This window comes from Floccifex sp., from assembly GCF_051873495.1.
Lineage (GTDB): Bacteria > Bacillota_I > Bacilli_A > Erysipelotrichales > Erysipelotrichaceae > Floccifex.
Genome location: NZ_JBJEEX010000124.1, coordinates 1 through 24,850 on the forward strand (window position 1 = coordinate 1; position 24,850 = coordinate 24,850).

Below are 24,850 nucleotides of genomic sequence, written 5' to 3' on the forward strand. Positions count from 1 at the left end.
ATTATTTTCTTTTTGTTTAGAAGGAACATGCGTATGTCCAAAACAAACAATGTCACAATTATTGACAAGTGCATCATGCACCATAGCCTCTGTTCGACACATTCTCATATTATGGGAATGCATAATCAAGATTCGATGATTCTCAATTTCTAATATTTTATTCAATGGCAATCGCAAATCATAATCATTGTTTCCTCTTACAATGATCCATCCTGGATATTGATCTGGGTCTCCTTCTAAATCTCCACAATGAATAAAATAATCAGCTTGGGGATATTGTTTTTGAAGTTCAAACAAACAATTGTTATAGTAGTGCGTATCGCTCACAACGATTAATTTCATAATGAATTTGAAAACTCCATTTCTTCCATACACAAATTTGATTTATACATCTTCTTCGCATTTTTTCGTCCCACATAACGAAGCAAATAAGGATTGTATTCTTTTCCTGTTTGTGATTCTTTTTCTTGTGGATAACGAATCACAAATCCATATCGATACGCATTGTCTTGAAGCCATTCCAATGTTTCTTTATTCGCAAATTCAACAGAAATATCTTCATTTTCATTGTTTAAATATGCCTCAAGCCATTCACTCATTCCCTCTATAACAATCGAATACCCGAGTTGTAATTCATTTTGACCAGCACAAGAAATAAAGGAATCCACTTGATCTGGGTATTGTTCTTTAAATGCGGTATAAAAATTTACCAGTGTTTCATAATCAACATAGCCTTTATAAAGACTTAATTCTTGTCCTATTACTTTTTTATAGTCATCGCACATTGCTTGTAAGTCATCTACAACTTCTTGTTTGATTTGAATATTCTTATAAGATACTACTTCAGGTTTAAATTTATAGATTGTTTTAGAATCTGATAAAATCACAAAAGGATTTGATAAATCGCTTTCTAACGATAGATTTTCATTTAATACCCATTCTGTTTCATAAAACGTAATTAAATCATGATACGAATAATACGTTAATAAATTAGGTAATGTTTTCAATGAAAAATGAGATCGATATCGATTCACAAAATTCACAATAACTTGATTATCTTCATTTTGTGTTTTCTTAGCAGCCGAATAAAGAAGTGTATTATGCATTTCAAAGCCATCTAATTCAATAAAATCCATAAATTGATCTGGTTCAATTTGTTGGTTAATCATATAATTGATATCATCGTTATCTAAATTTTGTAAAATAATATCACGATTTTCATCGTTCACATATGGATATCGAGCCAATTCATCATAAGACTGATTCATTCTCATATAGCACAAACATACTATACAAAAACAAACGATAATCAATATAATACGTGCTAAATATGTTTTAAAATCTAATTTCACTATACTACCTCTTATTCATTGATTATATCACATATCTTCATGTAATTTGTCATATAAATTACATGCCACTTCATAAGGAACCACTTTAGATAGTTCTTCAATTGTTGCACTTTTCATTTGTTTAACAGATTTAAATTCTTTTAAAAGTTCTTTTTTACGTTTTGGACCAATGCCTGATACACTATCCAATATCGATTTTGTCATTCCTTTATTGCGTAAATTACGATGATACGTAATCGCAAAGCGATGCACTTCATCTTGCATTCGTGTCAACAAGAAAAATAGAGGATCTTGTTTTGATAACGCAATTTCTTCTAAGTTTTCATTAATTAAAGCACGTGTTGTATGTTTATCGTCTTTGACAAGTCCCATAATGATAAAAGGAAGATCTAGTTGTTCTTTGATTTCCTTAGCCGCTTCAATTTGAAGCTTTCCTCCATCGACTAACAATAAATCCGGCATTGATTTTTGTTCCATCAATAAACGATAATAACGACGATAAATCACTTCTTTCATACTATCTAAATCCGATTTATATTCTTTTAACTGATAATGACGATACTGACTTTTATTTGGGACACCATCTTTATACACAACTAAAGCTGAAACATTATATGTCCCTGAAATATGGGAGTTATCAAATATTTCCACACGATGAATTTCTTTTTTACAGATTTCATTTAAATGTTCATTTGCCTGTACTAAATCATTGTCTCTTCTTTCGATTAACGCAAATTTTTGTTCATGTGCCTCTTTGGCATTTTCTATTACTAAATCAACTAATTTTTTCTTTTCTCCTTTTAAAGGAATTTTTACACTTGTTTGTAAAGAAGATTCTAAAATATCAATAGGTGTCCCTTCTGGTACTAGTATTTCTTTGGGTACAATATTATTTTGATAATACTGCATAATAAAACTAATAAAAGCATCCATTGTATCTTCATAAATTGCTTGCACTGAAAATGTGCGTTCCAATAATTTACCTTGTCGAATAAAGAACCCTTGAAACGATACATATCCTTTATCTTCATAAAAACCAAACACATCTCTGTCTTTATTATCTTTAAAATCTATAACTTGTTTTTGTTCAATATGTTGAATAGCTTGAATGGATTCAAGTATTTGTTGAGCCTTTTCAAATTGAAGATTTTCACTAGCATCCATCATTTGTTGATTTAAGTCTTGTAATAATTCTTTTGTATCCCCTTGTAATAGTTTCTTTATTTTTTGTTTTAATTCTCTATTTTGATTTTTATCAATTTCATGAATACATGGTGCTAAGCATTGATGCATATGATAATACAAACAAGCACGATTCGGAATATGGCTACATTTACGTATTGGAAAATAAGTATTTATAATTCGTACCATTTCACTTGCACTTTGAGCACTTGGATAAGGTCCATAATACGTATCTTTTTTATTTTTTATATTCCGTGTTGTATATACTCTGAAATTTTCTTCATTGGTCATGACAATATATGGATAGGAAGAATCATCCATAAGCATAATATTATATGGTGGTCGATGTTTTTTTATTAAATTTATTTCTAATAATAAAGCTTCTTTTTCACTTGTTGTCTTGATAAATTCAAAATCATAGATATGAGAAACAAGCTTCGTTGTTTTATAATTATGCGTCCCATGAAAATAAGACCGAACTCTATTTTTTAGTACTTTTGCCTTTCCTACATATAAAATATCACCATGGACATCTTTCATTATGTAACATCCCGGGCTATCAGGAAGAAGTGCTAATTTATCTTGTAGTAATTTAGAAATAGCCATAAAATCCCTACTTCAACAATACCACTGTAGCACCTAATCCACCTTCATTAGGTCCTGCACTCATTTTCGAAACCACCATTGGATGTTTATCTAAATCTTTCCATACCGCACTTCTCAAAGCACCTGTTCCCATACCATGAATAATACGAACTTGTTTAACTTTATGATAAATGGCTTGGTCAATGTATCGATCCAATTCTTGAATAGCTTCTTCCACACGCATACCAATTAAATTCAATTCCAAAGGAAAGCGCGTAAAGTTACGATCTTGATGTACTTTCTTAGGTACTTTTTGAACATTTGGTTTTTGAATTCGTTTTAAACGATTCAATTTCACTTTCATCTTCATTCCATTTACTAAAACAGTAGCTTCTTTTTTACGAATATCTAGAATTTCACCATGTGAATTTAAAGACTCAATTTGAACATAGTCTCCTACTTTTAAAGATTCATCTGCTTGTTTTTCTTCTTCTTGAGTATTTTCTTGTTGTAGAACATGAATTTGATGCAACGCTTCACTTTGTTCATGTAGTTTACCCGTTTTTTGTTTTTTCAATGTTTGAATAATTTCATTGGCTTCGTTTTCTTTTTCTTCTAACATATCATGAAGACGTTGTTCATATTCTTCTTGAAGTTCTTTATTTTTCTTTTCCCATTTTTCTTTTTCTTGATACGCATCTTTTTGAATTTGATGTGCTTGTTTAATCATCTTATTAAAACGCTCTTTATCTACCAAAACATCATTTTGAAGTTTTTCTAATTTTTCTAATTGTCGTTGCACATCTTGTTCATTGTCTTTTTTATATTCATCGGCTCTTTGAATAATAGAATCCGGTAAATGATAATTATGCGCAATTAAAAACGCATAAGAAGCCCCTGATACGCCTGGTATGTATTTATAAGTTGGTTGTAGTGTTTGTGAATCAAATTCCACACTACTTACTAATACATGATCATTGGCTTTTCCAAATGATTTCACTTGTGAATAATGGGTTGAAGTTATAACTGTACATCCTTTTTCAATTAAATATTCTAAAATAGAAATAGCTAAAGAAGCTCCTTCTAATGGATCGGTTCCATTTCCTACTTCATCTAATAAGACAAATGAATGATTGGATACATTTTGACAAATATTCGCAATGTTAGAAATATGACTTGAGAATGTTGATAAATTATTTTCAATCGATTGATTATCACCAATATCAAACCATATTGAATCATAAAAAGGAATCAAAGCACGATCACATAAAACGGGAAAACCAGCATGGCTTAAAGCCACAAATAAACCAATGGTTTTAAGTGTTACGGTTTTACCACCCATATTCGGTCCCGATATCATTAGACAATTTTGTTCTTGTTTTAGAGCATACGTATTAGCTACACATTTCTTTTCATCAATCAAAGGATGTCTAGCTCTTTCTAATAATAAATTTCTTTGTGATAAACGAATCGTTGGAACACATCCTTCGTATTCATATGCCCATCTTGCCTTGGCAAAAGCTACATCCAAAATCGTCATTGTTTCTAAATCCGATAAAATAGGCATCGCAAAAGAAGCAACTTTTTGACTTAATTCACGACAAATACGAGCTGTTTCTTCTTCGATTTCACTTTGTGTACGCGCTAATTCATTATTAAGTGAGATAAAACAATCAGGTTCAACATAACTTGCTTGTCCAGATTGACTTGAAGCATGAATCATTCCTCCAAATCGGTTTTTATCTTGGTTCTTAACAAGCACAGATAAACGCCCATTAATAGTTGTTGTCATAACTTCCATTAAAGAATCCGCATTCTTTTTCATAAAAGCACGTGCTCTTTCATTCAATGATAGACGTGTATCTACTAATTGTTTGTGTAAGCTTTTTAACTTGACAGTGGCATCCATTTTCACATTACCCGTAGCATCAATTTGTTTTTGAATGTCTTTATATAAATTGGCACAAACATCCATCGACTCTGCTAAATCTTTTAATAACTTTGTTTCTGATTTCAGTAATGTTTCCCTAACATTTTTAACTGTAACTAAAAATAAAGCAATTTCATATAATTCTTGTGGTGTACAAGACATTTTTTTATTGGCTTTATTGACAGAATACGAAATATCCATACACCCCGCAAAAGAAATGGTTTCCCCTTTTCTTACAAATTCTAATGCTTCTGATACATAATCTAATTCTCTTTGTATTTTTAAACGATCTCGATAAGGAAGGGCGTTAATTATTTCTTCTTTTGAACATGAAAAAGAAGCATACTCTGCAATTTTTTCAAGTACGCGATCAAAATCAATTGCTTTATTTAATTTTTCTGAAAAATTTTTATAACTCATTTAAAATTCCTCCGATATATTTTAACGGTGTATTCTCAATTATTTCATGTCCCTTTGAAAAGAAAGGCATTTGACATATATAAAACACAACTACACAAATACAAACTATTTTTACTAAACTAACTAATCCACCTAAAATACGATCAAATGTCTTTAGCTTTGTTTTATGTAATAGTTTTACGAGAATGTGTTCAATTATAGAATAAATTATCTTATTGATAATATATAAAATAATAAACCATAATAATGTATTTAAAATAGAAAGCGATAAAAAAGGAATGAGATGTGACATATAGGTACAGTATTTATAAGATAAATAGAATGATACAAAACATGCACATAAATCCAATATCTGCATTAGAAATCCTTTTTTAAATCCAATCATTAAGATAATAACGAATAAAATCCAAAATAAAATGGAATAACTACTTACATTTAAATTCATGCATGTATTTTACCATTTTTTTCATATATGGTAAAATGCATACATGACAGAAACAAAGAAGATGACAAAAGAAGAAATCTTTCAATTAAAAGAAAGAATGAAACCATTTATTTCAGAAGAAAGTAAACCCAATTATACGTATTATCAAATTAAATGTGAACAATGCACCATTACCGCTTATACATCTGGTAAAGTTGTGTTTCAAGGAAAAGACTTAGAATTCATGCAGAAAGAAAAGAAAGAACAAGTATTTCCTCAAGCTGGTAGCGATGAAGTTGGAACTGGTGATTATTTTGGACCAGTAGTTGTGGCAAGCTGTATTCTTACTCAAGAAGATGAACAAGCTCTTCGTTCATTAAAGATACAGGATTCTAAACAAATAAATGATACAAATATTCGTAAAATTGCCAAAATAATTAAAGAACATTCCAAGTATTCAATTTTGATTTTAAATAATCAAAAGTATAATGTCGTGCATCAAACTCATAATATGGTTGATATTAAGTGTAAGCTTCATAATCAAGCTTATGTGAATTTAGTTCATAAAGGATATGAATTACCTAAACAAATTGTCATTGATCAGTTTGTTCAAGAAAAGAGTTATTATCGTTATCTACAAAAGGAAAAAGAAGTAATTCGTGGAATTCATTTTGAAACAAAGGCCGAAAATAAATATTTAGCCGTTGCCGCTGCTTCTATTTTAGCTCGAAATGCGTTTTTAGAGTATTGGGATAAAATGGAAGAACATTATCATTTTACTTTTCAAAAAGGAGCTGGTAGTAATGTCGATATTTGTGCCAAAGAATTTGTACAACAGTGTGGAAAAGAAGAACTGGGAAAAGTAGCTAAGCTTCATTTTAAGAATACCGAAAAGATTGAACTATTTAAGTAGTTCATTTTTTTTGCTTAAACATAGTCGTTTTTTTAAAACCCGTTAAGAATAATGTATTTTTTCTATTTCTAACAATATAACTATATTTTAACATTTATTTTAGATAACTAACAGATTGTTTATTTTTTTTGTGTGTTAATATGAAATAAAGAAAGAGGGATTGATTAAGATGGTGTTATTAAAAAAATAATTGTATAGATAAAATTAAAAGAAAGAAGGTGCTATCATGAAAAAGATTAGAACATCTATAATTATCTCTTCGATTGCGATAATTCTTCTGAATTTAATTAACTTATATAAATATCTTAATGATAAGCCTGTTGGTACATTTAAAGCTTCATTAGATTTCACTTTTCTTCTTCTAGGAATTATAATAATTTATGTAGAGTATACAAAAAACAACCGTGTAGATTGAATTTTCCACACGGTTTATATTTTTCCATCTATAAAAGCTTGGATCATTGTTCCCGTTATACTTGATGGTCCAATTTCATTGATAACTTCTTCTCTTGTAAAGAAACGTGCATCATATAATTCTTTTGTTTCTAAAGTGATGTGATCACTACCATTTAAATGACAAGTAAAACCAATTTGAATATTACCGGCAAATCCCCATGGTTGAGAACCATAATATCTAATATTTTTCACTTTCAATCCTACTTCTTCTTTTACTTCTCTATTAATGGTATCTTCCAAACTTTCTCCATATTCCACAAATCCTGAAATCAAAGCATAGGGTTTATTTTTTCCATGTTTAGCTAACAAAATACGATTATCATCTATAATCGCAACATTCACAGCTGGATTAATTCTAGGATATACTAGATTTCCACAGGATTCGCACCGAAGCATAAATTCTTCTTTATCCAAAACTAATTTATGTCCACAACATCCACAATATACATTGTGTTGAAACCATTGAAAGATATGATATCCATTCATTATAGCAAAGGCATGTTCAGGACTGTTGGTATTTCGAATCGTATTCATTGACATATAATTCATTTCTTTGGTTTCCATTGTCAAAAAATAGCGATTTGATGAAATTGTAAATAAATACAAACAATCGACTTTACAATCTTTATATTGAGGAATTTCAATCACATTGTTTTCAATGTTTCCGGCAAAAGAATTATTTTGATACATTAAAATAAAATCAGATGGTTCTGGTTTTATTAATTTATAAGTATGATCAAAATCATTTACTTCATGAAGCATTTTTATCGCCTTCTTTAATGCGACGAACAATTTCGTCTTTGGTGTCTATAAAAGCATCTTTCTTATCATTAATCGTATCTTTTAATTCGTCTTTTTTATCATCGATTACATCTTTAATAAATTCAACTCTTTCATCGCTGTCCATATCCGATACATCACTTAATACATTTCCTAGTGTTTCAGCTTTTTGTGATACATTCTTATAGACTTCTATTTTCTTTTCTTCTACAACTGAATCAATTTCTTGTAGTGCTTCTTTGGCTTTTTGTTTAGCTTCTTCTAATTTTTTAACTAAAATGGCAGGTGAAATACTCATTGTAGGATAAGCTCTTTCCAAACGCTTCGTAAATAAAGAGCGACTCTTTAAAGCCATATGAATCTTAGAACTAATTTCTTCGGTATCATCAGCTGCTGTTCCATCGATTTCATCACGAATCACATGCATGGCTTGTCGTGATATAATACAATCCACAAACAATAAAATTAAAATTAATGTTGCGATTAAATTTCGACTTGTAATAGAAATCGAATCTAACATCGTTCTTAATAAAGGATACACAACTTCAATAATCACAACGGCTGCACATCCAAATAAACATAAATTTCCAATCCATACGCGTCCATTTATATTTAATGGTTTATTGGAATAATCCCACCATCTGGCATGGTATCTTTTTTCTAAAGCATAACTGACAACATATTCTAAGATTCCACAAATAATGAATCCTTCAATGAATACAGCAAAAATACTATTATGGATTTTTAAAATATCACCGATGATTACAATGATGAACACAACTCCAAATCCATAAATCGGACAATACGGTCCTACTAGAAATCCTCGGTTCACAAAACGATGAAGTTGTATGAACTTTAAAATGACTTCCATACACCATCCTAAAAAAGAAAAGATAAAAAAGACAATAATCATTTCTGATAAGCTTAAGCTCACTATACCCCTCCTTTTATTATTTTCACATCTACTTGTACCGTTTTATCAAGTTTTACATATTCTACATGGGCATGATCAAACATCTTTTTTGATGCCACATTGCTCTCCGTTCCATTATATTTATCACTTTCATATACCACTTTTTTTATTCCTGATTGAATAATGGCTTTGGCGCATTCATTACATGGAAACAGCGAAACATAAATTGTACATCCTTCTAAGTTTTGAATACTATTTAAAATGGCGTTTAATTCAGCATGAACCACAAAAGGATATTTCGTATCTAAGAATTGTCCTTCTCTTTGCCATGGAAACAATTCATCTTCACATCCCATTGGAAAGCCATTGTATCCAAGTCCTACTACACGTTTTTGATCATTCACAATACAAGCGCCTACTTGGGTGCTTGGATCTTTAGAGCGTTTGGCTGATAAATGAGCCATACTCATGAAATATTCATCCCAGCTTAATACTTCAATGCGTTGATTCATTCATTTTCCTCCAACTCTTTTAATACACGGGCAAATTCTGGTTCTAAACCAATTTCAAATGTCATTAATTCATTTGTCCTTGGGTGTTTAAATTCTAATTTATTCGCATGCAACAATTGTCCATTGGTTTCAATGGTTTTACGATATCCATAAGTTGGATCCCCAGCAATTGGATGTCCAATATACTGCATATGAACACGAATTTGATGGGTTCTTCCTGTTTCCAATTGACATTGAACATACGCATAATCTTTAAAGTTTTTTAATACGGTAAAATGAGTAATCGCATCTTTAGAATTCTTAGCTGTTACTTCCATTTTTTTACGATCTTTTTCACATCGTCCAATAGGAGCATGAATCGTTCCATATTCATGACTAAAAGGATGATGAACAATGCATACATATTGTCGATGACATGTTTTATCTTGTAGTTGTTCACTAATAGAACGATGCGCAAAGTCATTTTTACATACAACTAATAACCCCGATGTATCTTTATCAATACGATGAACAATTCCAGGTCTCATAACACCATTAATTCCACTTAAATCTTTACAATGATACAACAATGCATTTACTAAAGTGCCACTATAATGTCCAGGAGCAGGATGAACGACCATTCCTTTGGGTTTATTGATGACAATTACATCTTGATCTTCATAAACAATGTCAAGAGGAATATCTTCTGGTAATACTTCTGTACTTTCTAGTTCTTGTATTTCAACAACCACTTCATCATTTTCACAAAGCGTATAACTTGCCTTTTCGTTTTTTCCATTCACAAAAATGTGTTTTCCATCAATTAAATCTTTTACATATTTTCTAGATTCATCAAGAGCACTTGCTACTCCTTTATCTAATCTTTGCTTAGCTAAGCTTTCATCTATTTTGATAATTCTTTTTTCCATCTTCTTTTTTCCTCTACTTCTTGGTATACCATTACAATTAATATCACTGCGAATCCAACGGTAATACAAATATCCGCAACATTAAAAATAGGAAACGCATAAGATCCAATATATACTCCAATAAAATCTCTAACATAATTGAAAACCATGCGGTCAATAAAATTGCCAATGGCTCCTGAAAAAACCATGACATATCCTAAAATGGAAACACGATCTTGGCTGTCTTTAAACATATAAAAAATAAAGACCAAGGCCACAATAGTAATAATCCCAAAAAAGATTTTTCCAAATCCTTCCATCATACTAAAGGCAGCGCCTGTATTTTGACAATATGTTATATATAAAAGATTGGGAATTAAGTTTATTTTTTCAGATAAAGAAATTGTATTCGTTATCCAATATTTACTGACTTGATCTAATCCAATTAAACAAAGGGAAAGAACAATTGCTAATATCCATTTTTTCTTCATTTTGATTCTCCGTTTCTGTTTTCTATTGTAACATAAAAAGACAAAAGTCTAAGCTTTTGTCTTTTTAATTTCTTAATTTACCATAATCCAATCCAGATAAATCTTCAATTGGATTGTCATCAATTCGTAATGTTTCAAGTAAATCTAAGTTATTCAATGCTGCCACATCTGTAATTTGATTTGACTTCAATGATAATGATAATAAATATGGTAAATGCGAAATAGGTGTAATATCTTTAATCGCATTGTGATCTAAGCGTAAATAAGAAATAAATTCTAATCCTTCTAATGGTGATAAATCTTCAATATTATTATTGTAGAAATCTACATAACACAATTCCTTTAAGTTTTTCAAAGGACTAATGTCACGAACATTATTGTATTCAAAATTAATAATTTGAAGTTGTTCCATATCCGCTAAAGCTGAAATATCTTCAATATCATTGTTTCCCGCCTTCAAATCAACCATGTGGTTGGCATTTTTCAAAGGAGAAATATCATGAATTGAGTTATTGTTGATATTTAAATGAACGAGTTCATCTGCTTTATCTAAGAAATTGATATCTTGTAGCTGACAATACTGTGCTTTAAATGTTTTTAAACCACTTACCGTTGTGAAATCATGTACATGGATTAATTCATTTTTGGAAACATCTAATTTTTGTAAAGATTTTAAATGATTTAAAATACGCATATCACTAAAACCACTTTGTTCCATACGAAGCACTTGTAGTTTGTCTAGAGAATTAAGGAAATCAAAACTATCTGGTTCATTATAAGATAAATCAAGTTCTTCTAATGATGGGAATTCCTCTAATAAAGAATAATCCTTTAAATAAGGACAATTTTGAACATTTAGTACTTTTAAGTTTTCCATCGATAATAATGGTGAAATATCACTCATTAAATTCGTTGATAAATCCAATTCTTCCAAAGTAGAAACATACGTTAAATCATCAATATTAAATAGACGCATTCCTGATAAATCCAATTTCTTTAGATTTTTTAATCTTCCTAATACTGCAAAACTAAATGGTCCATTTTCGGTATTGATACTTACTTCTTGAAGACGACAACACTTTTCGACATATACTAAACTATCAATTTTAGCTTTTGTCATGTTTAAATATTCCAAATTAATCATCCCTGCAATAGCCGAAATATCCATTGTGTATAAATTATTATGAGAGATATTTAAATATTTCAATTGACGAAAGCCATGTAAGGCTTGTAGATCACGAAGCTGGTTCCCTGACACATCTAAGCGTTCAATACTTCGTAATTCTTTAATTGGATCCAAAAATTGTAACTTATTACGAGATAAAATTAAAGTTTCTAGATTTTGAGCATATTCCAATCCATCTAAGCATTCAATTTCTCTTTCACGAGCATCTAGATAAACCAAATCCAACATTTTTTCTTCGGTAATTTCTTCTGGTTTGCATTTCAATTTTGAGGCAATAACTTCTCTTAGTCCATCATCTTTAATTAACATTATTAGCACCTCCACTTTTCTTTATTATACACCATAATATTGTATTCTTTAAAGAAAACAGTCTACTTTTAACATAATATTTATTATTCACAAGAATTGTTTTTAAACAATAGTCATGTGTTATTTTTTTGAAGCTTTTATAGACAATTTGACACTCAAAGTGATAGAATAACACTAAATAGGGATTCTTCATTATTTCTAGTATTTTATTAGAGGTAATCAAGGCAGGAGGTAAGAACATGTGCACTGGTAAAGTAAAGTGGTTTAATGCTGAAAAAGGCTTTGGATTCATCATCGGTGAAGATGGTAAAGACGTCTTTGTTCACTTCTCTTCAATTAATGCGAAAGGATATCGTACTTTAGAAGAAGGTCAAACGGTTTCTTATGAATTAGTTGAAAGTGAACGTGGAAAACAGGCTACAAATGTGTCTGTAATTCAGTAGAAAAAAGCACTTCCGTGCTTTTTTTTGACCTATGAAAAAATACGAAGTAGTTAAAGAATACGTTTATAGTCAGTTTTCAAAAATAAGCTATGAACCTCTACAAAGTGCTGCCTATACCCATACCGCTATGGTTGATTCATGTATTACCCTTTTAGCAATCTCACGTAATGTTCGTGTGGAACGAGCAAAAATCTGTGCTTTATTCCATGATTATGCGCAATTTGTTGATAATTGTCCCCACAAAGAACATGCCAAATTATCAAGTTTATATTGTTCTAAATTTTTAAAAGAAACAAATTTATTTAAAATTAATGAAATAGATGACATTTGTTATGCGATTCGTACGCACTCTAAAAAAGATCGATACGATTCTCCTTTATGTGAAGTATTAAAAGATGCCGATGTTTTAGCCCGTTTTTTAGAGAATCCCGAAGCCCCTTTAAATGACATTGAAAAAGAACGCTTAATGAAAGCTATGCAAGACATATCAAAATAAAAGGATATCCGATTGGGATATCCTTCTTTAGTTTTTAGCTTGAAATGATTGATAGAAAAGTTCCACTTGATCATCTAATTGTCGTTTAATTTTATTAAAGACAATTGTGAATACTTTAGAATCATAGATTGCTAGGTCAATATAAGAATAACTCTTTCCAATTGAACCACCAATCACTTTACCTATTAAATTCTTTTGAAGCTGTTGATTAATTTTCTTTGAAATTTCTTGGCGAATTAAGGCATCATCTTCATTTCCATATAAATTAATATAGTAAATATAACCATATTCTCCGCCTTTACTTTCCATATCCGCTAACACATCATTTTTATTTTCAATTGTTTCTTCTAATAAAATAGGATGCGTTGTAAAAATCATCTTCATATCTTTACGAAGCGAATCATGAGTAATATCTTGAATTGGCTTATAAACAGAATAAATATCTAATGGTGAATTGTAGTTTTGCCAGTGATTCTTTTCAACAATGTCCATCAATTTATCATAGAACTCATAGATAGGACAGAAACTTTCCACTTCTTTACATTCATCAATGTAATCAATACTTGATAAATAAGCTTCATAGCTTGTTTCACCTAAAGCTAATTCAAGTAAATACATGCTCATTTCTTTTTTATTTTCCGTGTTATCAATTAAATAATATCCCGGACAATATACTTTGGCATGCACCATATTTTGATTTTCATCAATTCCATAAGAAACAAAGAAATCTTGAATTGTATAGTCTGTATCTTTAATTTTAACCGTCGCCATTAGTGCTTTTGATGACAAAGGTGGAAGACAATCATTGATAATCCAATTTCTTTTTATAGTTTGTGGTGCCATTTGTGCGAAGAATTGAGCAACCAATTGACAAGTTTTATTAGGTCCTGTATCAAATGTACACTCAAATTCATCGTATAAATTTTCAACAAAGAAGTGACATCCTGTCATTTCATAACATAAATCATCTAATGCTTCGACATCTTTATTTAATATTTCATAATTTTGATGAACTAATCCATCTTTGATTTCATTTTCCAGGGAACAAAATAAATCCCAGAATTTTTTCGCATTATCTTTTACACTCATCATATCTTTATTTCCAAATTGTCTTTGACTCCGTAATAATTAAGTCCATTGGAACATCGGTTTTCTTGATATCCATATGATCTAGTTTTTGACAATCAAAGGCAACTCCAATTTTGATAGCCTTTGTTTGTTTCAAGTATCGATCATAGTATCCTTTTCCATATCCTAAGCGATGCATTTTATAAAATCCTATCATTGGTACAATAATGACATCTAAATCTAATGGATCAATTTTCTTTTTATTACTTGGTTCTAAACAATTAAACTTTCCTTTATATAATTTTCCAGTAAACTGATAAAAATCCATTTTTCCATTTTCTTGAGTAATTGGTAAATATAGATTTTTATAGCGCTTGAAATCATCAAAACAATTTACTTCTCCATTAATAGGATAATAAATACCAACATTTCCATTCATGAATGGATCTAGTTTTTGAACAATTCTTTCTTCTTTTTGATCACGATTTTCAACTTGTTCTCGTAAGGCAATTAATTCTTTTCTATCCAATAGAATCACTCATATCCAATTGAAGTAAACGATTTAATTCAACCGCATATTCCATTGGAAGCTCTCTAGTAAAAGGTTCCAAGAATCCCATTACAATCATTTCTGTTGCCTTAGCACGAGATAGACCACGTGACATTAAATAAAATAATTGTTCTTCACTGATATTTGATACCGTTGCTTCATGTTCAATCGTTGAATCTTCGTTTTTCATGATATTTGTTGGAAGTGTATCTGAACTCGATTTTTCATCTAAAATCAAAGTATCACATTCCACTTTACTCTTTGAACCCGTTGCATTCGGATTATGACGAATTAATCCACGATAATTTGTTTTTCCACCATTTTTAGAAATCGATTTAGAAATAATTTGACTTGTTGTATTCGGAGCTAAATGAATCATTTTGGCACCCGAATCAATTTCTTGTACCCCATCACCAACTGCAATTGTGATACAAGTACCTTTTGCACCTTCACCAGCTAATACACAAGTAGGATATTTCATTGTAGCCAATGAACCAATGTTTCCATCAACCCATTCCATTTGACCACCTTCAAATACTTTTGCGCGCTGTGTAACTAGGTTATAAATGTTTTTAGACCAGTTTTGAATTGTAGTATAACGGCAACGTGCATTTTTCATAACGACAATTTCAACAACACCAGCATGCAATGAATCTTTGGAATAACTTGGAGCTGTACATCCTTCTACATAATGAATGTCACTTCCTTCATCCACAATGATTAATGTACGTTCAAATTGCGCCATTCTTTCCGAATTAATACGGAAATACGATTGTAATGGTTTTTCAAGTTTTACTCCTGGTGGAACATAAATGAAAGAACCACCTGACCAAACAGCTCCATTTAAAGCTGAGAATTTATTATCGTTATAAGGAATAACCGTATCAAAATATTTTTTGAAAATTTCCGGATATTCTCTTAATCCACTATCAATATCTAAGAAGATAACACCTTTTTCTTGAACTTCTTCAAGCATATTATGATATACAACTTCTGATTCATATTGAGCCGAAGCCCCTGCTAAGAATTTTTGTTCCGCTTCTGGAATTCCTAAACGTTCAAATGTATTCTTAATTGTTTCGGGAACTTCATCCCAATTATCTGTTTTTGTGTTTGATGGCTTAGAATAATATGTATAATCATCAAAGTCCATATGACTTAAATCCAATCCCCATTCTGGCATTGGCTTTTCTTGAAAACATTTTAATGATTTTAAACGATATTCTAACATCCATTCTGGTTCGTTTTTTACTTTGGAAATTGTACGAACGACTTCTTCATTCAATCCTTTTCCTGTTTCAAAAACGGCATCATATTGATCTTGAAAATCTTCTTGATTGGAAAGTGAAATATCATTAGGATTCATTTTTGTCACCTTCACTTTCTTTAATCATTTGTTCCATTGCCTTCCATCCAATAGTAGCGCAATGAATACGATTGGCTTGTTTACCAACATTTTGAAACGCAATCGCTTCTTCTAATAAATCTTCATCATAATCTTTTTGATCAATCATGTTGAAGTAGTTATCTATAATTTCTTGGGCTTCTTTTACCGATTTATCAACAAGTAGTTCACTCATAATCGATGTTGAAGAAGTCGCAATTGTACAAGCTACACCATCAAAGCGAATATCTTTAATTTTTCCGTCTTCGATTTTAGATTGTACGGTAATATCATCTATACAAGAATCACTTGCCATATGAACGGATTCATATCCATCTTCTTGAGTAAGTGATTTATTTCTTGGATATTCATAATGATCCATAATAATTTCCCTTAATAACGAAGCATCAATTGGCATAGTAAGTCCTCCCTTCTAAAAGAAAATATCAACACAATTTTTTAGATTTACTTCTTTCAAAGCTTGAACAAAAGTATCTATTTCTTCTTTTGTGTTGTAAAAATAAAAACTAGCACGAATAGTAGAATTCACATTTAAAACATCTGGCAATAATTTAGCACAATGTTGACCAGAGCGAACCGCAATTCCTTTGGTATTTAAGAAACTTGCTACGTCTTGTGAAAAAATCATTTTTCCGTTATCTAATACATTAAATGTGACAATACCACTTTCTGATTCTTTATTATACACAACAATATTGTCCATATCTTTAATTTGATCTAAGAAATATTGTTTTAATTCCACTTCATAAGCATGAATGTTTTCTTGTCCAATGGCTTCAATATATTTCATAGCAGTTGCCATACCGATAACCGCTTCAATTGGTTGTGTTCCACTTTCAAATTTTAATGGTGTATCTTTTAAAATGATATTTCCCTTGGCATCAAATCTTGCGTTCGATTCTCCACCATAGAAAACAGGCTCTAATTCATCAAGATACTTTTTCTTTCCATATAGAAAACCAATTCCTGTTGGTCCGCACATTTTATGAGCACTCATCACAAAGAAATCAACATCTAAGTCTTGAACATCTATTTTTAGATGAGGCGTACTTTGGGCTCCATCACATACAACTAAAATATTTCTTTCGTGACAGATTTTTGTGATTTCTTTAATTGGGGCACAAAATCCCAATACATTGGAAACTTGAGCAAGGCATACAACCTTTACTTTATCGTTCAATGTTTTTTTGAAATTTTCAATTGTGATTTTTCCTTGTTCATCTAAAGGAATATAATTGATTTCAATTTTTTTATTTGCTTTCATCCATGGAAGAATACTTGAAGCATGCTCACTTTCACAAGATAATACCACATCGCCATCTTGTAGATATTGACGCGTAATCATAATACAAGCTTCATTTAATCCCATGCTTGAACCAGATGTAAAAACGATTTCTTCAGGATATTTAGCATTAATAAATTTTTGGGCAACTTTTCGAGCTCCTTCAAATTCACTATCCACTTGTCCACTCATTTCGTAGTCTCCACGATGAGCATTGGCTCCTAAATACGTATAATAATGAGTTACTGCATCAATAACAGGCTGTGGTTTTAGCGTTGTGGCACTGTTATCAAAATAAATTAATGGTTTGTCACTCATTGTTCGTTTTAAAATCGGAAAATCTTCACGAATTTTATTTACATCCATATAAGCCTACTTTCTGTTCCATTTCTTTTTGTAGTTCAATTTGTTGGTCTTGATCTGGAACCATTTGAATAATTGGCAAGAAATAGCCAACACTCAATAAACCAAGGGCCTGTTGCTTTGTTAATCCACGTGATTGTAGATAATATAATTGTTCTTCATTTGGTTGTCCAATGGATAAGGCATGTGATGCTTTAACTTGGTTTTCACTAATTAATAAAAGCGGTGTTACATTTGCGTTGTGTCCTTTACCAAGCGTTAAAACTCTTGTTTTTTGATGCGATTGAGCATCAACACATCCTTTTTCAATGTTTCCATTAGCCCACATTTCATAATTCGCATTTTCAGATAAAACCGCATAGTTTTGAATTTGTCCATATGTATGGGCCGCTTCATGTTTTACTTCAATTGTTCCTTTTTTAATGCCATGGGCCTGACATAATTGCGCTGAATAAATTTCAAATTCAGCACCTTCTTCTTTTAAAATCGTTTCTTGATTCCAAATTAAAGGTGCATCTTGTAAGTCTAATAAACCAATTTTACAATATGAATTCCCTTTACATTCCACGTGAACATTCAATGTACAATCATCACTTTGATTCATTAAAAACAATTCCACGTGGCTATCTTCTTGACAATAAATATCTAGATTTATTTCTTTTTGATTTATCACAAAAGAATGAAATTCATTACAATTTGATGCATATTCAAGACGATTGTTTGTTCCTAAGATTTCTTTCATCTCAGGCCACCTTCTTTGCGCCACAGCTTCCTAGAGAAATTGGTTGTTTTGTTTCTTCTTTCTTCAATTGAATATGTAACTCATCTTCTAGCCATTCATATCCATTTTGATCAACTTTTTCAACCAATGAAGCATCAGATGACATTACAATTTTTCCATCAACTAAAATATGAGCATGCGTTGGTTTCAAATAATCATAGAAACGAGCATAATGAGAAACGATTAATAATCCCATTTGTGTTTCTTCTTGAATTTCATTAATTGCATCCGATACAATGCGTAAAGCATCAACGTCTAGACCTGAATCAATTTCATCTAGCATTGCGATTTGTGGTTTTAACATCATCATTTGAACAATTTCATTACGTTTTTTCTCTCCACCAGAGAATCCATCATTTAAGAAACGATGTGCTAAATCTGGTTTCATTTCTAATTTTTGAATAGCTTTATCCATTTCTTTAATGAATTTAAACAATGAAATTGGTTTTTCTCTACGTGCATTAATAGCACTTCTTAAAAAATCAGAGTTTGTGACTCCTGATATTTCACTAGGATATTGCATTCCTAAAAACAATCCCACCTTAGAACGTTCATCCACTTCCATAGCTAGGACGTCTTGATCATCGAATATAATTGATCCTTGTGTTACAACATATTTAGGATTTCCCATAATAGCTTGTAACAAAGTTGATTTACCGTTTCCATTAGGTCCCATTAAAGCGTGTCGCTCATTAGAACAAACCGTTAAATCAATTCCTTTTAATATTTCTTTATCATTTACTGATACATGTAAATTATTTATAACTAACTTTGACATGTTCTTTCCTCTTTTCACTCAACTAGTGTATCAAAAAACACTGAGTTTCTCAATTGTTTAGCACCGCGGTTTCATTGCATTTTAAAGCTATTTTTATTATAATTGTTAGGATTAGTATCAATAGGAGGCATTATATGGTTGATCTACTAAAATCAAACTGGTTTGTAGTAGTAATTGCGATCGTCATCTTATCCTTTTTAGGATATTTTATTTATGATATGAATCGATACAATGTATCTGGACAAAAAGAAGACGGCCAAGAATTACTTGCCAGTGTCGCAGACAAAAATATTTCAGCTGATTCATTTTATGAAACAGAACAACAATTTGATTCTTCTTTATTGTATCAAATGTACAAAAATGCAGTCATCAATCAAAGTGTAGAAGACACTAAGGATTTAAAAGAAGAAGCAAAGACAATGGAAAATACAATTCGTTCTAATTTCCAATCTCAATATGGAGATGACTATGAAGTTTATTTAGCTTCTGAATTAGCAAAATATGGTTACTCATCTGAAAATGCAGCATATGAGTTTTCTTTAAACTCGGTAAAAGAAAAACAAATGAATACAGAATACATCAAAGATAACTTTGATAAATATTCACAAGCTGTTGAAGATAAAAGCCCTAGAAGTGTTTCTATTATTTCTATGAGCGTAGCGGATGCTGAAAATATAACAGAAGATGAACAAAAGAAAAAAGACAACATTGATTCTGAAATCGAAAGCGAAAGCTTTGCTTCTGCTGCTAAAGCATTCTCAGAAGATACAGCCACAGCTGGCAATAAAGGATTCTATGGATATTGTGATTCTGATGACTTAACAAGCAATACCTATGCTTATTATGGAACAGGTCTTCCAAGTCAAGTTGCAATGGAAGCTTTAGATTTAGAAAAAGGACAAACATCTGATTGGATTACTGTCACAAATAACAGTGGATCTACTTTATTGTATAAAGTACATGTTGACCAAACTGATTTAAACAAATTATTGAATTCTAAAAACGAAGATGTTCGTGACAAGGTTGTTAGTAAATTTTTATCAAGTAATAGTACCTTAGAAATGGAATCCATTGAATTCTATGCATCAAAATTAGATATCAAATTCAATGATTCTGATGTACAAACCAAATTAGAAGACTATATTTCAAGTAATTTATCAACACAAGGAGATGAAGCCGATGAATAAAAAAGTATTGGCCGTTGCCCTATTCACTTTATCACTAGCAGGATGTCAAGGTGCAAACGCTTCTATTCAAAATGGAAACGATGCCATCATGACAATTGGTGATAAAACATATACAAAACAAGATGAATATGAATTAATCAAAAAAGCCAATGGCGGTGTTTTAACTGTTCAATTAGCAAAAAATGTAGTTTATGATAAAACCGTAGGTGTTACCGATGAAATCAAAAAAGATGCTCAAAAAAGCTATGATGATTTAAAAAATGATTATGATGATTTAGATGATCAATTGAAACAGATGGGCTATGCGGATAAAGACGACTATATTGAAACGGTTTTAATTCCTGAACAACAAGGTTTAAAGCTTCAAAAACAATATTTCACAGATAATAAAGATGCCATAAAAAAAGAATACAAACCATCTCTAATCACAGTATTAAAATGCGATGATGAAAAAACAGCTCAAAAAGCTATCGATGCCTTAAAAGATGGTCAAGACCTAGCTTCTGTATATGAAGCTTACACAAGTGCTGATTCTACTTATTCTAATTCAGAAATCGTATGTACTACATTAGATACAACCCTTCCAACTCGTGCTATTAATGAAGCATATAAAGCGAAAAAAGAAGGTGTTATCGATGAAGTATTTACTAATGATGATGGAACCACATATGCTTATGTAATCATTGTTTCAAGTAATGATTACGATAAAAACATCGATGCGTATGAAAGTACTATTTCAGCTGGTGATTCCTTTGAATCTGAAATTTGGACTTATTACTTCACAAAATACGATCTACAAATTCATGATCAAGATATCTTCGATTACTTAAAGGTTAATAATCCTGAATATTTAATCGATTATCCTGAACTATCTGAATCTGATGAAGACTAACAAAAAAAGAGAATGATTTCAAAACCATTCTCTTTTTCTTTTTATGATTGTTCTTGTAGACGATAGCGAAAGTTAAACTCCTCTTCATCTTGCATACCAATATAGTATAAAGTTTGAATATCTTCTTGATTAAACAAATAAAAGTGTTCACTATCAATTAAACCTTCCGGATACAAAACAGCTGCATAATCATATACTTTATCATCTGTTTCTCTTGTCTGTAGTCGTCCTACAATCATAATTCTTTTCTTAGTGTTTTTTAAAGCTACTATTGTTCCCAATGGTAAATACTCTTTCATCATTTCCTCCTTAATAATTAACTTTTACTTTAAATCCCAGGCCACAAATAAAGCCCAGTTTAGAACCAAATTCCCATTCACGGTTTTTATGACTATATTCAACATTAGCTTCCATACTTCCAATCGATCCTGATCCCGTTAATACAACACTCGCTCCAAAGATATGGAATGAACAACTAATAGAACCTTTTAAAGCCGCAAAACCCGCTCCTAAAGAAAGTGTTTGTTCATCAAAGCTTAAAACAGCTTTAGCTTTTCCATATACAACACCTGCCCATCCTTTCGCATTGGCTTTGGCATATATTTTGTCGTTTCCAATTTTCATAGAAGCAGTTCCTGAAGCTAAAGAACCATCGACATTAGCACTTAAAGAAAGACGAGGATCAAATTTCTTATTTTTCCATAAACGACATTGTACCTTGCCATGGGCATATAAATTCAATGTTGATATATTTACATTTAATTTCTTATAAGACGCCTGACATTTGGAATACGAATATTGAAGTGTCTGAGATAGAGTTGTGTTTACGTCTTTTTGAAACAATTGTCCAATCGCATTCCAATTTTCATAATGCGAATGCGATAATTTTCCTTTGGTTTCTTTTAAAATAAGTCCTTCAATTTGTTCTAATTCCTCTTTTGAATTTTGAAAATAATTTGATAAACTAAATAATTTATTTTGAATTATTTGATGATTTCTTTGGATTTGTGAATTTGGAAAAGAATACGATTTTAATTGCGATTGAAGAAAAGAAGCTATATGAGATAGATTATTGGTTTCGATATTCATGTTGAATTTGTGCAATTTGGTTTTGAATCAAATATAAAAGCTGATTTAAAGATGAAATCAATAAATTGTATTCTTCATTGGATTGACTTAACAAAGATGTTTGATTCTTAACATATTGTATGTTTTTTTCTAGATTTCGATAGTATATCAAAGCATCAGACCATTGCACTTCTTAACATCTCCTCATTTTCTTTATAGATATCTCCTGTTTGTGATAAAAACTGAACATATCCATCCATCATTTGTATAAAATTAGAAAACGCAGGTACAACTTGTTGAAACTCACTTTGAAATTGTCGTGAAGCTGGTGAATCCCATGTAGAAGAAATCGCATTCATTTTTGTTTGAATATCTTGGAACACATCCATCATTTCTTGTTTTAAAGTATTCATTTGATTGGCATATTGTATTACATCCTCATAAGCAATCTGTAACATATTAGTTTACCTCCTTATTTTTTTTATGCTAATTGTTTTGCCTTGGCAATACGATCTTGTTGTAATGACTGATACATATATGCACTCTTTTGTAGAAGCGTGGCATATTCATTGATTACTTGATTCATTTGATTCAATCGTGGATACAATTCATCGAATTTAGACACAAAGACAAGATGATCTTCTCCTTGCCATATCGCATACATCGCATGTATTTTTTGATTCATTGTATCAACAATTTGTTTATATTCATCTGCTTTCATTTGAAGATATTTCGCTTGTTGTAATAAATCCTCATAATTAACTTTAATATTCATAAAACCTCCTAAACTAAAATTAAATGATCGCCTGAACAAATAAAATTTTCTTTCCAAGTTAGCTGATTATCTAACTTTCTTTTCTTTTCAATGTGATATAAAAAATGATCATATGTAGCTTTATCTATAAACCATTGCTTTGAAAAGTCAGAAACAAAAATACGCACTAAACTGTTTTCGTTAATCCAGATTGTATGTTGCTCTGGATAAAGTGAAACTTTAACTCGCACCAAACACTGATTCATATTCCTCCAAATTATAGGCATTGTACGCATCCCAATAAATTAATAAACTTGAAGACACGCTTTTTCTCTTTAAATAAAACGCATAGTCTAAATATCCTGGACCAATCCAAAGCATATCCCAATCATATTGATTTTGAATATAGTCCGCTGACTGAAAATAATCGACATATTCAGGAATATAGATAAGACTGATTTTGTCTTGGTTTGGCCACTCTTTAATCACTTCTTTTATGTTTTTCTTTAAACTCTTTTGCGCATAAACAATCAATAACTTTCTTGTACCATCCCAATACAACCATCTTTGATTCCATCTTCCTAAAATTGGATACCTAGGAAAACTGACTTTGTTTTTAATTCGTTTTTGAGTATTCTTAAAATTAAATGAAAACACAAACAATTCATTATGAATTTCAATCCAATTATCAACACTTATTTTTATTCTTTCAAAATACGTTTGAAGTTCTTCTCTATATTTCACTTGCCAACACGCAAAATAAGAATATTTAATTTTTCTATGTGCTTGTTTTCCAAGCACAATTAAACGAATATTCTCTTTTTGAAACGATTGAGCATTCTGCATCCAAGCCTCGTCTTCCTTTACAATTAAAGTAAACTCTTCTTCTAAAAACAAACATTCAATACATTCTTTGATTGAATGGAAACATACATCAACATCCTCTTCCATACCATACACAAATACCAATCCCGAAAACATAGGAATCACTTTTTGAATCCAATCTGATTCATGACAGAATACATACATGGATTGACCATATTCAAGATTAAAAGAAATGTGCTCCATCTTGCTCAAATCTTCATATATTAATAATTCATTATGAAAAGAAGCATCTTTTATTTCGGGTAAGAATAAAGGACTTACTTGATCATGACGATTTAAAATATCTTGTGAAAATAATTCAAAAATGGTTTTATCTTTTTGTCTTTCCCATAGCACTTCATCATAGTCATTAACTTCTCGATATTCTATTTCTTCATCATGCAGATAAAAACTATAGCCTTGCACACAAGTTTGTCTTTGAAGAATGAATTCACCTGGTCTTTGTAGTTGAAAAGCCAAATCATTGTGCAAAACTTCTTGAGAATCTTGTTTTGAAGAAACCTTTGGGTAACCAAAATCTTTTGGGGGCAAATTTTTTAGGGACGAATTTTGGGGTTT

At 30.8% G+C, this 24,850-nt stretch carries 30 protein-coding genes; 5 read left to right on the top strand and 25 right to left on the bottom strand.

What is annotated here, in order from left to right:
* From ACI313_RS07980 to ACI313_RS08000, 5 genes are all read right to left on the bottom strand, one after another.
* A partial coding sequence (locus ACI313_RS07980) for a YfcE family phosphodiesterase (RefSeq protein WP_439755726.1) occupies positions 1-342 on the bottom strand: 342 nt, incomplete at its 3' end.
* Entirely contained in the window at positions 339-1,352 is a 1,014-nt protein-coding gene (locus tag ACI313_RS07985) for a M15 family metallopeptidase (protein WP_439755727.1), read from the bottom strand. The genes ACI313_RS07980 and ACI313_RS07985, both read right to left, overlap by 4 nt.
* 27 nt (positions 1,353-1,379) lie before the next feature.
* Positions 1,380-3,140 carry an excinuclease ABC subunit UvrC gene (gene uvrC / locus ACI313_RS07990; protein WP_320608167.1) on the bottom strand — a complete coding sequence of 587 codons (1,761 nt, stop codon included), beginning with the start codon at positions 3,138-3,140 and terminating at the stop codon, positions 1,380-1,382.
* A gap of 7 nt (positions 3,141-3,147) precedes the next feature.
* A complete protein-coding gene (locus ACI313_RS07995; protein ID WP_439755728.1) occupies positions 3,148-5,469 on the bottom strand; it encodes an endonuclease MutS2 in 2,322 nt (773 codons plus the stop codon).
* Positions 5,459-5,914, bottom strand: coding sequence for a CvpA family protein (locus tag ACI313_RS08000; RefSeq protein ID WP_439755729.1), 456 nt, complete (start codon positions 5,912-5,914; stop codon positions 5,459-5,461). Before ACI313_RS08000 ends, ACI313_RS07995 begins: the two co-directional genes overlap by 11 nt.
* Positions 5,915-5,957: 43 nt before the next feature.
* Here ACI313_RS08000 and rnhC point away from each other — a divergent pair, with 43 nt between their 5' ends.
* Complete coding sequence (rnhC, locus tag ACI313_RS08005) at positions 5,958-6,806, top strand: ribonuclease HIII (RefSeq protein ID WP_439755730.1); 849 nt, start codon at positions 5,958-5,960, stop codon at positions 6,804-6,806.
* 429 nt (positions 6,807-7,235) lie between these two features.
* On the opposite strand, the gene nudC is transcribed toward rnhC, so the two are convergent.
* The 6 genes from nudC to ACI313_RS08035 form a co-directional block, all read right to left on the bottom strand.
* Positions 7,236-8,024: an NAD(+) diphosphatase gene (gene nudC, locus ACI313_RS08010; protein WP_439755731.1), complete on the bottom strand. Its 789-nt coding sequence runs from the start codon at positions 8,022-8,024 to the stop codon at positions 7,236-7,238.
* Positions 8,014-8,976, bottom strand: coding sequence for a putative ABC transporter permease (locus ACI313_RS08015; RefSeq protein WP_320608172.1), 963 nt, complete (start codon positions 8,974-8,976; stop codon positions 8,014-8,016). Before ACI313_RS08015 ends, nudC begins: the two co-directional genes overlap by 11 nt.
* Positions 8,976-9,467: a deoxycytidylate deaminase gene (locus tag ACI313_RS08020; RefSeq protein ID WP_320608173.1), complete on the bottom strand. Its 492-nt coding sequence runs from the start codon at positions 9,465-9,467 to the stop codon at positions 8,976-8,978. Before ACI313_RS08020 ends, ACI313_RS08015 begins: the two co-directional genes overlap by 1 nt.
* The gene (locus ACI313_RS08025) at positions 9,464-10,375 is read right to left on the bottom strand and encodes an RluA family pseudouridine synthase (protein ID WP_320608174.1); all 912 of its coding nucleotides are present in this window, start codon (positions 10,373-10,375) and stop codon (positions 9,464-9,466) included. The genes ACI313_RS08020 and ACI313_RS08025 overlap by 4 nt, the downstream gene beginning before the upstream one ends.
* Positions 10,351-10,845: a signal peptidase II gene (gene lspA / locus ACI313_RS08030; protein ID WP_320608175.1), complete on the bottom strand. Its 495-nt coding sequence runs from the start codon at positions 10,843-10,845 to the stop codon at positions 10,351-10,353. Before lspA ends, ACI313_RS08025 begins: the two co-directional genes overlap by 25 nt.
* Positions 10,846-10,909: 64 nt before the next feature.
* Positions 10,910-12,340, bottom strand: coding sequence for a leucine-rich repeat domain-containing protein (locus tag ACI313_RS08035; RefSeq protein WP_320608176.1), 1,431 nt, complete (start codon positions 12,338-12,340; stop codon positions 10,910-10,912).
* Between the two features lie 239 nt (positions 12,341-12,579).
* Here ACI313_RS08035 and ACI313_RS08040 point away from each other — a divergent pair, with 239 nt between their 5' ends.
* On the top strand, positions 12,580-12,783 hold the full coding sequence (locus tag ACI313_RS08040) for a cold-shock protein (protein WP_320608177.1): 204 nt from the start codon (positions 12,580-12,582) through the stop codon (positions 12,781-12,783).
* A 31-nt stretch (positions 12,784-12,814) separates the two neighbouring features.
* On the top strand, positions 12,815-13,279 hold the full coding sequence (locus ACI313_RS08045) for an HD domain-containing protein (RefSeq protein ID WP_320608178.1): 465 nt from the start codon (positions 12,815-12,817) through the stop codon (positions 13,277-13,279).
* A gap of 27 nt (positions 13,280-13,306) precedes the next feature.
* Here ACI313_RS08045 and ACI313_RS08050 read toward each other — a convergent pair whose 3' ends face one another.
* The 7 genes from ACI313_RS08050 to sufC are packed head-to-tail and all read right to left on the bottom strand — an operon-like array spanning position 13,307 to position 19,506.
* Positions 13,307-14,368: a hypothetical protein gene (locus tag ACI313_RS08050; RefSeq protein ID WP_320608330.1), complete on the bottom strand. Its 1,062-nt coding sequence runs from the start codon at positions 14,366-14,368 to the stop codon at positions 13,307-13,309.
* 7 nt (positions 14,369-14,375) lie between these two features.
* The gene (locus tag ACI313_RS08055; RefSeq protein WP_439755733.1) at positions 14,376-14,876 is read right to left on the bottom strand and encodes a 5-formyltetrahydrofolate cyclo-ligase; all 501 of its coding nucleotides are present in this window, start codon (positions 14,874-14,876) and stop codon (positions 14,376-14,378) included.
* The gene (sufB, locus tag ACI313_RS08060; protein ID WP_320608328.1) at positions 14,869-16,263 is read right to left on the bottom strand and encodes a Fe-S cluster assembly protein SufB; all 1,395 of its coding nucleotides are present in this window, start codon (positions 16,261-16,263) and stop codon (positions 14,869-14,871) included. Before sufB ends, ACI313_RS08055 begins: the two co-directional genes overlap by 8 nt.
* Positions 16,253-16,699 carry a Fe-S cluster assembly sulfur transfer protein SufU gene (sufU, locus tag ACI313_RS08065; RefSeq protein WP_320608327.1) on the bottom strand — a complete coding sequence of 149 codons (447 nt, stop codon included), beginning with the start codon at positions 16,697-16,699 and terminating at the stop codon, positions 16,253-16,255. The genes sufB and sufU overlap by 11 nt, the downstream gene beginning before the upstream one ends.
* Before the next feature lie 15 nt (positions 16,700-16,714).
* Positions 16,715-17,950: an aminotransferase class V-fold PLP-dependent enzyme gene (locus ACI313_RS08070; protein WP_320608326.1), complete on the bottom strand. Its 1,236-nt coding sequence runs from the start codon at positions 17,948-17,950 to the stop codon at positions 16,715-16,717.
* Positions 17,937-18,689, bottom strand: coding sequence for a SufD family Fe-S cluster assembly protein (locus ACI313_RS08075; RefSeq protein ID WP_320608325.1), 753 nt, complete (start codon positions 18,687-18,689; stop codon positions 17,937-17,939). The genes ACI313_RS08070 and ACI313_RS08075 overlap by 14 nt, the downstream gene beginning before the upstream one ends.
* A gap of 1 nt (position 18,690) precedes the next feature.
* Positions 18,691-19,506 carry a Fe-S cluster assembly ATPase SufC gene (gene sufC, locus ACI313_RS08080; protein ID WP_320608324.1) on the bottom strand — a complete coding sequence of 272 codons (816 nt, stop codon included), beginning with the start codon at positions 19,504-19,506 and terminating at the stop codon, positions 18,691-18,693.
* Positions 19,507-19,640: 134 nt separating this feature from the next.
* Between sufC and ACI313_RS08085 the strand changes: the two genes are divergently transcribed.
* Together ACI313_RS08085 and ACI313_RS08090 are read left to right on the top strand one after the other, a co-directional pair.
* Positions 19,641-20,693 carry a peptidylprolyl isomerase gene (locus ACI313_RS08085; RefSeq protein WP_439755736.1) on the top strand — a complete coding sequence of 351 codons (1,053 nt, stop codon included), beginning with the start codon at positions 19,641-19,643 and terminating at the stop codon, positions 20,691-20,693.
* On the top strand, positions 20,686-21,585 hold the full coding sequence (locus tag ACI313_RS08090) for a hypothetical protein (protein WP_320608322.1): 900 nt from the start codon (positions 20,686-20,688) through the stop codon (positions 21,583-21,585). Before ACI313_RS08085 ends, ACI313_RS08090 begins: the two co-directional genes overlap by 8 nt.
* A gap of 41 nt (positions 21,586-21,626) precedes the next feature.
* Here ACI313_RS08090 and ACI313_RS08095 read toward each other — a convergent pair whose 3' ends face one another.
* From ACI313_RS08095 to ACI313_RS08125, 7 genes are all read right to left on the bottom strand, one after another.
* Positions 21,627-21,884, bottom strand: coding sequence for a DUF4176 domain-containing protein (locus ACI313_RS08095; RefSeq protein ID WP_320608321.1), 258 nt, complete (start codon positions 21,882-21,884; stop codon positions 21,627-21,629).
* A 10-nt stretch (positions 21,885-21,894) separates the two neighbouring features.
* The gene (locus tag ACI313_RS08100) at positions 21,895-22,674 is read right to left on the bottom strand and encodes a hypothetical protein (protein WP_320608320.1); all 780 of its coding nucleotides are present in this window, start codon (positions 22,672-22,674) and stop codon (positions 21,895-21,897) included.
* Complete coding sequence (locus ACI313_RS08105; protein ID WP_320608319.1) at positions 22,655-22,843, bottom strand: hypothetical protein; 189 nt, start codon at positions 22,841-22,843, stop codon at positions 22,655-22,657. The genes ACI313_RS08100 and ACI313_RS08105 overlap by 20 nt, the downstream gene beginning before the upstream one ends.
* On the bottom strand, positions 22,830-23,111 hold the full coding sequence (locus ACI313_RS08110; protein ID WP_320608318.1) for a WXG100 family type VII secretion target: 282 nt from the start codon (positions 23,109-23,111) through the stop codon (positions 22,830-22,832). The genes ACI313_RS08105 and ACI313_RS08110 overlap by 14 nt, the downstream gene beginning before the upstream one ends.
* 23 nt (positions 23,112-23,134) lie before the next feature.
* Positions 23,135-23,428: a WXG100 family type VII secretion target gene (locus tag ACI313_RS08115; RefSeq protein WP_320104399.1), complete on the bottom strand. Its 294-nt coding sequence runs from the start codon at positions 23,426-23,428 to the stop codon at positions 23,135-23,137.
* A gap of 8 nt (positions 23,429-23,436) precedes the next feature.
* On the bottom strand, positions 23,437-23,673 hold the full coding sequence (locus ACI313_RS08120) for a hypothetical protein (protein WP_439755737.1): 237 nt from the start codon (positions 23,671-23,673) through the stop codon (positions 23,437-23,439).
* Positions 23,648-24,850, bottom strand: a 1,203-nt coding sequence (locus ACI313_RS08125; protein ID WP_439755738.1) for a hypothetical protein, incomplete at its 5' end; no start/stop codon positions are given. The genes ACI313_RS08120 and ACI313_RS08125, both read right to left, overlap by 26 nt.